The sequence below is a fragment of the Mycobacterium lepromatosis genome (assembly GCF_000975265.2).
Lineage (GTDB): Bacteria > Actinomycetota > Actinomycetes > Mycobacteriales > Mycobacteriaceae > Mycobacterium > Mycobacterium lepromatosis.
The window spans coordinates 1,561,085-1,570,454 of record NZ_CP083405.1 but is presented as its reverse complement, the minus strand read 5'-3'; the positions used below and the strand labels follow the sequence as shown (position 1 = coordinate 1,570,454).

Annotated in this window: 9 protein-coding genes and 2 pseudogenes; 7 read left to right on the top strand and 4 right to left on the bottom strand. The window is 55.5% G+C overall.

Annotation, left to right across the window (positions count from 1 at the left end):
- Positions 1-348: 348 nt before the first annotated feature.
- Entirely contained in the window at positions 349-1,068 is a 720-nt protein-coding gene (locus MLPF_RS07585) for a DUF1906 domain-containing protein (protein WP_045842969.1), read from the bottom strand.
- A gap of 336 nt (positions 1,069-1,404) precedes the next feature.
- Here MLPF_RS07585 and MLPF_RS07580 point away from each other — a divergent pair, with 336 nt between their 5' ends.
- Positions 1,405-1,638, top strand: a complete 234-nt coding sequence (locus MLPF_RS07580; RefSeq protein ID WP_156147067.1) for a hypothetical protein — start codon at positions 1,405-1,407, stop codon at positions 1,636-1,638.
- A 469-nt stretch (positions 1,639-2,107) separates the two neighbouring features.
- On the opposite strand, the gene MLPF_RS07575 is transcribed toward MLPF_RS07580, so the two are convergent.
- Positions 2,108-2,290, bottom strand: coding sequence for a hypothetical protein (locus MLPF_RS07575; RefSeq protein WP_156147066.1), 183 nt, complete (start codon positions 2,288-2,290; stop codon positions 2,108-2,110).
- A 135-nt stretch (positions 2,291-2,425) separates the two neighbouring features.
- Positions 2,426-2,790: pseudogene (locus tag MLPF_RS07570) on the bottom strand (nuclear transport factor 2 family protein).
- A 688-nt stretch (positions 2,791-3,478) separates the two neighbouring features.
- On the opposite strand from MLPF_RS07570, the pseudogene MLPF_RS07565 reads away from it, so the two are divergent.
- The 4 genes and pseudogenes from MLPF_RS07565 to MLPF_RS07550 all read left to right on the top strand — a co-directional run.
- Positions 3,479-4,269, top strand: a pseudogene (locus tag MLPF_RS07565) (FadR/GntR family transcriptional regulator); the annotation flags it as partial.
- Between the two features lie 142 nt (positions 4,270-4,411).
- Positions 4,412-4,618 (top strand): SDR family NAD(P)-dependent oxidoreductase, encoded by a 207-nt coding sequence (locus MLPF_RS17380; protein ID WP_420329598.1) that lies wholly within the window; start codon positions 4,412-4,414, stop codon positions 4,616-4,618.
- Positions 4,619-6,183: 1,565 nt separating this feature from the next.
- A complete protein-coding gene (locus MLPF_RS07555) occupies positions 6,184-6,387 on the top strand; it encodes a hypothetical protein (protein WP_156147065.1) in 204 nt (67 codons plus the stop codon).
- Positions 6,388-6,450: 63 nt separating this feature from the next.
- Positions 6,451-6,621 carry a hypothetical protein gene (locus MLPF_RS07550; RefSeq protein WP_156147064.1) on the top strand — a complete coding sequence of 57 codons (171 nt, stop codon included), beginning with the start codon at positions 6,451-6,453 and terminating at the stop codon, positions 6,619-6,621.
- A gap of 168 nt (positions 6,622-6,789) precedes the next feature.
- Here MLPF_RS07550 and MLPF_RS07545 read toward each other — a convergent pair whose 3' ends face one another.
- Entirely contained in the window at positions 6,790-6,972 is a 183-nt protein-coding gene (locus MLPF_RS07545) for a hypothetical protein (RefSeq protein ID WP_045842968.1), read from the bottom strand.
- 759 nt (positions 6,973-7,731) lie between these two features.
- On the opposite strand from MLPF_RS07545, the gene MLPF_RS07540 reads away from it, so the two are divergent.
- Together MLPF_RS07540 and MLPF_RS07535 are read left to right on the top strand one after the other, a co-directional pair.
- Positions 7,732-8,031: a PE family protein gene (locus tag MLPF_RS07540; protein WP_045842871.1), complete on the top strand. Its 300-nt coding sequence runs from the start codon at positions 7,732-7,734 to the stop codon at positions 8,029-8,031.
- Positions 8,032-8,086: 55 nt separating this feature from the next.
- Positions 8,087-9,319, top strand: a complete 1,233-nt coding sequence (locus tag MLPF_RS07535; RefSeq protein WP_237817272.1) for a PPE family protein — start codon at positions 8,087-8,089, stop codon at positions 9,317-9,319.
- Positions 9,320-9,370 lie beyond the last annotated feature (51 nt).

The following is a 9,370-nucleotide window of genomic DNA, read 5'->3' as shown; positions in this document are numbered from 1 at the left end:
TTCTTGCATGTCTAGCGGTTACTAGCGAGTTCTACACACGGGTAACCATGTTGTGAGTAACGCCGAGTCAAACCGCGAGCACGGACGCCGCGGACAAACATCCTGCGTGCAGGTGGTTGCGGTCGAGTAGCTATAATTGAATTGATCAAAGTAATATGGTTATGGAATATTTCATATCTGTCATATAATCGTTATATAACAGATATGCTACAGTGTTGAGGTGCGTGCCACTAAGCATCCTCTGCAAGTTTAAAGCCTTGTGCACCGAGCGAAAACAAGTATTTTGCCGGAGTGCACGGACACCAGCGTCAGGCAAGGCCGGTAAAGGCGCCAATGGCCCCAGACCGCCTAAGCCCACTGGCCGAATTGGGGCTTGAGGATTGTGTTGATGTCAACCCCAACCCCTCCAACGGTGCGCTTGTCAATCTCAACCTGGTGCAAATTCGCAGCCGGATGAGTATAGCCCTTGGGAGAGCCCCAGTTATGCTGCCAGAAATACGAAGCCAAGCCGTCTTGTAGGGCCCAGGTGATCGTCCTTGAATTAGCGTAGACGCCTGTGCGCTGGTGTCCGATCACCGACTCCCAGGACCGCAGGTACGGAGCAACCTGCTGTTTGTACTGCTCATACGTGGGATTGGAGTCGATCGAGGCGTAAATAGGTGCGGTGACAGGACCACCAGCGGCGGTGTGTAACTGCACTCCGCGCTGGGCGTGCTGGAGGCCGGCAATGGCACCGCCCAGCCAGTCTGCGGTAGTGCCTTTGCCGTATTGATAGCAGGAAACGATTTTAAGTCCGTTATTGATAAGGTCACGCGCCTCGGTGACCTGAATCGGTTTGCCAACCGCCCAGGTTCCCCTGGGATCAGACACGTATCGGATTACCCCCACCGCACCGGCAGCCCTGATCTGGCTGGCGGGGATGACTCCGGCCGCGTAGTCCAACAAGGTACCAAGTGAACCTGCCGTTGATGCTGGTGCGGCGCACAACGCCGCGGCAGCGGCGCCTAGACCTAACAGGCCTGGTGACAAGACAGCGAATTGGAGGACGTCACGCCGAGAAACTGACACACGCCACAGGATATGTCAGAAACAACAAGAACCACGTCAAACCCACCAGTCACATATTGGTCATATTGACATATCCTACCTGAACGTCACAGTGCTACCGGTAATTTCGGCCGGGCGACCCATCCTCCGGTAGTATGGTAGAGCCGATTGTGGAGAATCTTTGCTATCTAGTGTTTTTGGTTGGGACCTACCTGAACCAACCCCTCACGCACCGCATAGCGACGACCTGAAACTGACAACGACACAACCTGATCCACCGGCAGGCCATGCACTGGAGCAGCCACCAGAGACTCTCCAAGGACGTCCACAGCTGCAGTGCGGAACAAGTGATCCGTGATGGTCGAGGCATATATCGAGCCGGTGCAATTGGGTGCACCAAGGGCCGCACAGCATCGGGCTATCGAACGTAGCTGCCACCATGACCTCGACGTCTTAGGCATACTTAGGCGGCTTACTGATAGCATGCGCCGGGTCCGGATAGCTCGGCACCACGCCGGAGAATGGTTTCAGCGCATTACTTTTGGTACGGTAGAACTGCTGTCAAATACTGGGGTCGATGCCGTTATCTAAATTGATCGCACGCCATTCGTGAGACCGCGAGTCTCCACCGGTGCCCACGCCACCCACACATTTCGGAACTCACTACCGGTCTACATGCCCATCGGTGCTGCTGAACTACTCGATCATTTCACCCGAGCGCAACGTCTCGATCATCGTTCATCCGGTCTGGAAAATATGGAGTAGGTGTAGTTTTGGCCGAAGCAGAAGACCTTCCCGTAGTAAATAGACACACCCAATGCTGTCGATGCGCGCGTTTATATTACGGCCAGGTTTAATTGTACGGATCACCCAGCCTGGTCAATACCAACCAGTTCAATCTATTAGAAACAGATGAAGTAACGTTCGTCACCGTCGCAACGGAAGGCCTACGATGCACCTCCGGCCCAGTTTTGATATTCAAGGCCGAGGCGGCCTACAATCATAGCCAACCTGCGCCGTACATCTGATTTCAGGTTGGCTTGCGGTATACCTTAATCCATTATAGGTGGTCATCACCGGTCTGCAGGTCGAATAGCGCCATCGTATAGAAATCGGCAACTATCGTGCTACCGGGCCGGTTCTTACCGAATATCGCCAGAAAGGCAAATGGCCGACCGATCTCGGCGGCGTCTAGGTGGCCCATCATAAACCAAGTACCATACTCTTGGCCGGGGTGGGACACCCTCAGCGACCTGAAACTCCAGCTTCCAATACCTGGGCACTAGCTAAAACGGATAACAGCGCCAATCCTTGTTCATGTCATGCCACGTAGCGGTACTGCGCACATGAAGCGCGGATGACGGCTTGGTACCGCATCTTAGGCAAGATTGCAGGAAGAGAAATACGAGCCATCGCGCTCGTAAATCAGTTCATTCGAAAATACCCCGGTGGTATTCAGAGTAGTATCGCCATATGCAGTAGCTAAAAGCGCCGCGACACAAGCACAGTACCGTGTGGACTTCTTCGACAGTGATTTCGTGATCGACAGTCACCAATCGCTATCCATCGTCGCCGTTAAAGGACGCGCGCAGATCGATAACCAGCTCGCCATTTCCGGGTGCAGCTAGCATCGCAATAACGGAAGGTGGCGAGCCAGAGTTCGCGATCGCCGTCGGAGTAGACACCATTTTGTCGGGTGGTCAAATCCAGAATGGCCGCACGAACAGTCACCGCATCAAACATTCGCTATTCCTGATAAGTCATCGCCATCTTTGCTGGCCCTCCTCTCCTGGCAATCGAGTCGGAGGAAAATTCGACGATGAACCAACCCGCCGAGAACCGGTTGGAGCGATAACGCAATACCGGTCAATCCAAAACTCCTTTCTGAAGAATCTTGGCCCGGCTCAAAATTATAGTCCGAAACAGTATGCATCCACGTGCACTCCGTATATCACATAACTGAACGCAAACGAGGCAACCTCACTTACCGCGGTTCGACGACTAGATTCTATTTCTAGTATTGCAAATATTGACAGCTACGCCGTGGTGGTGGTGTGACACCCGAACAAAGCGGGGTCGGCAATTACAACTGTCGCAATGTTTTTCCCGATGATTTTTTGCCGATCCGTGACGTAACAGACCGCCATTCCGGCACGACCTCACGACCGGTTTCGCTCAGCTTACTGCAAAGACCGTCCAGCACCACTTCTGGGTGACGGCTAAACATCGGCATGCATTGTGCCTGCACCGTGATGCCGACTCGTTCAACGTGGTGGACAGACCGCTCATACAGCAGGCCAGCATGTTCAGTTCACGTCGGAACCGCGACTCACACAGACTCACACAGCTATTTACAATCTTACTGCTAAACTAACTACAGTGAGTGCCACGGGTGGTCACGTAATTAAATTAAGCGAGTTGCGAGGATCGGATGACCACCTTGGAAATTGGCGACGACGTCCGTTGCCGGTTGTCGACGCTGAGGATGGGCGCAATCGTAGCTTGACGAGTTGTGCTACAAGGTCATCGACGGCGACCTGTTGCCGCGCCAGGAAGTGCTCGTCGAACAGTTCAACGTCAACTTGATCCCGCTTCGGGAAGCGCTGCAGATCTTGGAGACTGAGGGGCTAGTCTAGGTACGGCGAGGCAACCGTGACGGCGCCGTTGTGCACATACCAACTAAGACCAGCACTGCCTACATGCTTGGTTTACTGCTGTAGAGCAAGGCAGTCGCGCTCGCCGACCTCGGCGCGGCATTGCAGGAATTCGAGCCTACTTGCGCCGCACTAGCGACCCAACGGCACGACCATGCGGATGTTTTAGTGCCAAAACTCAAGTAAAGTCAACAATTCCATGGCTATGCACATCGCATGACAACCTGCCCTTGACTAAATATGTTGTCGATTCCACGATCTCGTCGTCCACGGCTGCAGCATCCACACCATCATCGCAGTAGTAGGCAGCTTGGAAAACGCTGTGGACCAGCCATGAGCGGCAGTGGTCGGACGAGAAATCAGCGCGGGGCACTGACCCATCGCTGGCGAAGTGCCGTGCAGGTTTTAACACGCATATCAAGTTCGCTGAGACGATCACCGAGGATGACGTCGACTGGGCACGCCGGACCGCTGGCCGACACCCAGACCTAATGTGTTGTCAGACCGGACCGAACAATCGATCCATGCACTTTCACCGCAGGCATTGTCGCATCCGAGAGATATTCGGCACCCCTTGAACACCAGAACCGCACTGGTCACCGACAGCAACGACAGGATCGGGAAAGCACGTGTTCGCAGGCTGTGTGAACTAGAATACTGATGTGGTGTTGGCGGAACGACGCCAAGGTCTGCTCCGCTCCGCGGGGATCGTGAACCGCCACATCGTGACCGATGCATCCGATACAGCAGAATCTTCTGCTGCCATAAACACACTTGAATCAGTCGACCTTGTCGTTCACAAGGCCGGTTCGCTAGACAGAACATACGTGCACAAGCAAAAAGTCGAGCAATGGCAGGCAATCATCTCGATCAATCTGGATTCATGTTTCGTAGTGACCGTTGCCGTGCTGCCGTGAATACGTGCGGATTCGCAGCTGGTGTTCATCTCATCGTCGGCGGCACACGAGCTGATACCAGCACACAGACTGCCTAATCGGCATCCACAACCAGCATGAATGCTTTCGCCCGGGCATTGGCGCGAAATCGATCGGGATAGCACCGGCGTCCACATCGCGACGCCAGAACAAGTGTAAACCGAGATGCTAACCAACTTCCGCGTCAAGGTGTACGCAATCCAGGTGTCGAACGTCACTAAAGCTGTTGCCTAGTTTAGGTTAAACGCCGTCAACCCATTCCATTCATCAGTGGAACTTCCGGAGGTCCGGCTGAGCGCGGTACAGCGCGGTCTTTTCGCTCGGCCGCAGATCGTGCCCGACCAAAACTCGACGCCGCTCCACTCAGCCGAATGCTTTAATCACCAAAACGAAGCCCGCTATCTGTTGTACCGAGATCCAGGACGCATTGCCGCCTGAGTCAGTCGGGGCAACCGATCAGTATGATTATGCTGGAGATTCCACCAAATACGATTACTTTACAACGAATTACATCATTCGAGGACCGCTTCCACCAAGAACCAGCGTTATCCAATGAGCCGGTCTGGAACGCTGACTCTTGTCGCCGGCCGTCCAGGACTGCGTGGTCAGTGCCAGGTGGCTTCCGAAACTGCTCGAACCGATCTACCGGATTTTACTGGACAACATCGAATCTAGCGAACTCCGCTGGCCACAAACATGATCCGAAACCGAAATTGAATTTGTCGTCGTACGTACCCGACAGGTTGATAGCGTACTTAGCGAAGTTCGCAGGATGCCGAAACACGTCGCATAGCATGCGATGACCGCTCTTCAGCCGCCGAGTCCTGACCGCCACTAGGATGGTAATTCCCGTAAAATCCCAGATGCTTTCATCTTAGCGCCGGGGAGCCTCGAGATGATCGATGAACGTTATTCCGTTAAAGCCACTGTCCTCTGCGTAGCACGACCGCTCGGTGATGTATGCCACCGATAACCGCACCCTGCGACAGGAACAGAAACCATTCGATCATGCACCCACCTATACGTATTCTCAGCTGCAAGTCCGAGAGCCCAATTCCCGCAGCAATTTCCCGATAGAAAAAGAAATTTTCAGCAGAAAATCAACCGGCGCACCCAAGGTGATTCTTAATTTGGCGCCGTCGCTTTGGATCCCTCAACACAGCGAGCCGTTCTTATCGTCCTGGACACCAGTGGTTCAGCTGCAAACCACTGGTACCCGTACCGATGCATCACACCAACGGCTTCTCCACCCTCCTCATCTCTGACAGGGAGCGACTATCTCGTAGTGCTCGAAAAGTTCTACTCAGCAATAGTTTTGGATTTAATCGAGCGGTATCAGATTACCAACTTCACAGCCACACCGACCATGCTGGCGCGCATCGAAGCCCTACCCGAGATCGACTAAACAAGGCTTGCCCAGCGTCATCTTTATCCTGCAGTACGCTGCCGTGATGCCAGCCGATTATTGTATACCTAGTTCGAGCGACTCGGTCTCGAACAGATTGTGACCTCCTGCGACAGGAACTAAGAACCCGGGGCCCACGGCATTGCGCAGCGACAAGCGGCTCACTCACCCAGGGAGCGTAAGCCGCGGCTTCTCGGATAACGAGATCCGGATTCTGGATGCCGAACAAAGACCGCTGTGTTCCGGTGAAGATGGCGACGTGTATGTGCGCGCACCGATGAGCAGTGACTACCGCTATCTGGGTGGGGCGCGGCCGCTACCGTCAACTGACGATGGATTCCGTTAATCTGGCGACATCGGCCACCTGTACTCGGATAGCCACTTCTACATCGTAGACCCTCGTGCTGACATGATCATCACCGGCGGCATCAATGTCTTTCCAGCCGGAGTCAAGCCTGCCCTTGCCGCACTCCGAGCATCGCCGGACATGTGTGTCGTCGAAATCGCCGATTCGCGCCGGGAACGCAGGGTACACGCGGTGATGCAAACTACTCCGCTAGCGACGGGGCTACGTCGTTGACCGAGCAACAGGTGATCGACTACACAAAGAATAATGCTTGACAGATACAAAGTTCCGAAAACGGTGGAATGCATCGACCAGATTCGACACATTTAGCAACAAAGGCGAACCGTGCGGCAATGACAGCAGCCCGAAGGCGCTAAGTCATCGCACCGCAGGCCGCAACACTTAGTGCCGGTCCAGCTCGGCAGCGCAGAAAGATGCCGCAGCTTTGAGAATGCCGTTGGATGCAGCTTTGAGAATGCCGTTGGATCTTGTGAGTTCGGCGTTCTCGCGCATGAGATCCTCCAGTGGAAGGACCGCCTCATTAGACAATTCCACACTGGCGTGGTTGACCGTGCTCGTGCGCATTCACTCACACACCGTCTCAGCTATCCTGTTACCAAGTATGTCAGTCACCACCCGAATCGCCGTCCGCTCCATCCGGTGCCGACCATGTACTGCGCTTACTGTCCGCCCACTCTCGCGGAATGAAGCAACCCATAGGCAACGACGTGCTGTAGATGTGGCGCGATGCATCGAGGCGCAAGCTGGGGGACTGCGTCATGCGGTACAGGTCGGGGGAAGGCAACCATGAAGTGTAGTCCGTACCCAATTTCGTGGCCACGAAGGCGGTCGTGTTTACCTACCGGCCCCACTACCACATAACATTCACATACATTTTCGCTGGGCCAACGTAACCGACTAGCCGTCGCAGCCCGATGCCGCCACTAGCGTCAGTAACGATAATCGTTTTAGGTATCACGTAGCACATAGCGAGGATCCACTGCGTGTGGTGTACCCATCGCTCCCGAACGGAGAAGCATACCTAGCAATTACACCGGTGACAGGGCAGGAATAATATTGCCCATTTTACAAATCTTTCGAATGCTGTTTACCTAGTGTTTATTTGTTTAGATGGAATTAACCTTTTACCGGGACGATGGGTGCACTTTGCACCGTAAGCTACGGCAATTCGGGTGGTTTTAACCTGTTGCCGACGTTGCATAACGGTGATCATTGAGGCCAGTTCGCACCACCAAGCAGTCGAGAGGGAGAGCGCAGGTGAGCAGGTCGCTTGATCTTTCCTCGTGCAGTAGTCGAATTGTTTGAGTTTCGAGGAGGAACCGCATGCCTTTCTTCGTGAGTGCAGAGCCACAGGCCCTGAGCGCAGCAGCTAGCACCCTGCAGAGCCTCGGTGCTGCCACAACGGCAAGTAATGCCGCGGCGGCCACGACGACCACTGAAATTGCCCCCCCGGCTGCCGATGAGGTGTCATTAATGCTAGCAGCGTTTTTCAGTAGCCACGGGCAACAGTACCAGGCGCACGCCTCTCAGGGTGCGGCCGGTCATCAGGAGTTAGTCCAGAGCCTGTTGACGAGCTCGTCGGCGTATGCGAGCACCGAGGCCGTCAATCGCGAAAGTTTGTAGCGGACGTCGCTAGCTGCACACGAGTGGCTACCAGCGAGTACAAGGGAGCGATGAGATGTTCGATTTCGCAGCGCTGCCGCCCGAAACCAACTCCACCCGGATGTATTTAGGCGCGGGCTCCGGCCCGATATTGGCCGCCGCCGCAGCCTGGACTGTTTTAGCCAAGGAGCTGACTGCGGCGGCGCAGGGGTTGCAGTCAGTGGTCGAAGCATTGCTGATGACATTTGTAGGTGAGTCGGCAGCGGCGCTGGCAGAGCGGGTCATACCATATGGGGGGTGGCTGGGCCAGAACGCCGCAGGCGCCGAGCTGACCGCAACCCAGCTCATGGCAGCGGCGAGCGCCTACGAAACGGCTTTTACGACGACGGTGCCGCCGCTGCTGGTGTTCGCGAACCGCGCGCAGGTGTGCCTACTGATGATGACTAACATTTTCGGGCAAAACTCCCCCGCGATCGCGGCGAACGAGGCTGAATACGCCGAGATGTGGATCCAAGACGCGACAGCGATGGTGAGCTATCAGGCCTGCGCGATGGAGGCAGTGGGGGCGATGAAGGCATTTACGGCGGCGCCACAGATGGTCAGTGAGATCGCGCTAGCCCAAGAGGTTTCTGCGGCCGAGCAGGCAGTTGCCCAAGTCGCACTCGATCAGATGGCCGATGAGGAGGTGAACGCTATTTTATCCAGGACGGAGACGCTGCAACCGCAACTGGGCCAGCAGGTACAGGTAGGAGCCTCCATGCCACACGCTGTTCCTGACCCTTCGTCGGCTACCTCGGCGTCGTTGTGGGGTGGCTTTGCACAGCACTTGTCGCCCGTGAACGACCTCTGCTCGATGATCAACAACAATGCGGGAATGGTTAACACGAGCTTTTCACTGGTCAACGGCATGGGTTCGGTGATGAAGAGCTTCGCGCCGACGGCGACCAAGGCGGCAGAAAGCGCGGTTCAGACGATGGGAAGTGCTGCTGTACAGTCGGTAAGCCGCGGCTTGCTGAGTTCGAGCCCGGGTGGTCAGGTGACTGCTCGCTTGGGCCGTGCCGCGTCGATCGGCTTGTTGCGGGTGCCGGAATCTTGGACCGCGGCCAGCCAGCCGGTCACGCCGGCGGCGCGGGTATTGCCGCTAGCCAGTATGGCCGCCGGAGCCGAAAGCGAACCGGCTTCGCTGATGGGGGGGTTACCGATGGCACCTATGGCCCCTATTGGAGGCGGCGGTACGGGCAGCGTCAACACTACGCTGCGCATTCAACCAAAAACCTTCGTGATGCCCCGCAACCCCGCAGGAGGATGAGGAGAGAAGCTGCGGTTGTGACTGTTTCATCCACAACACCATGAAATCAAC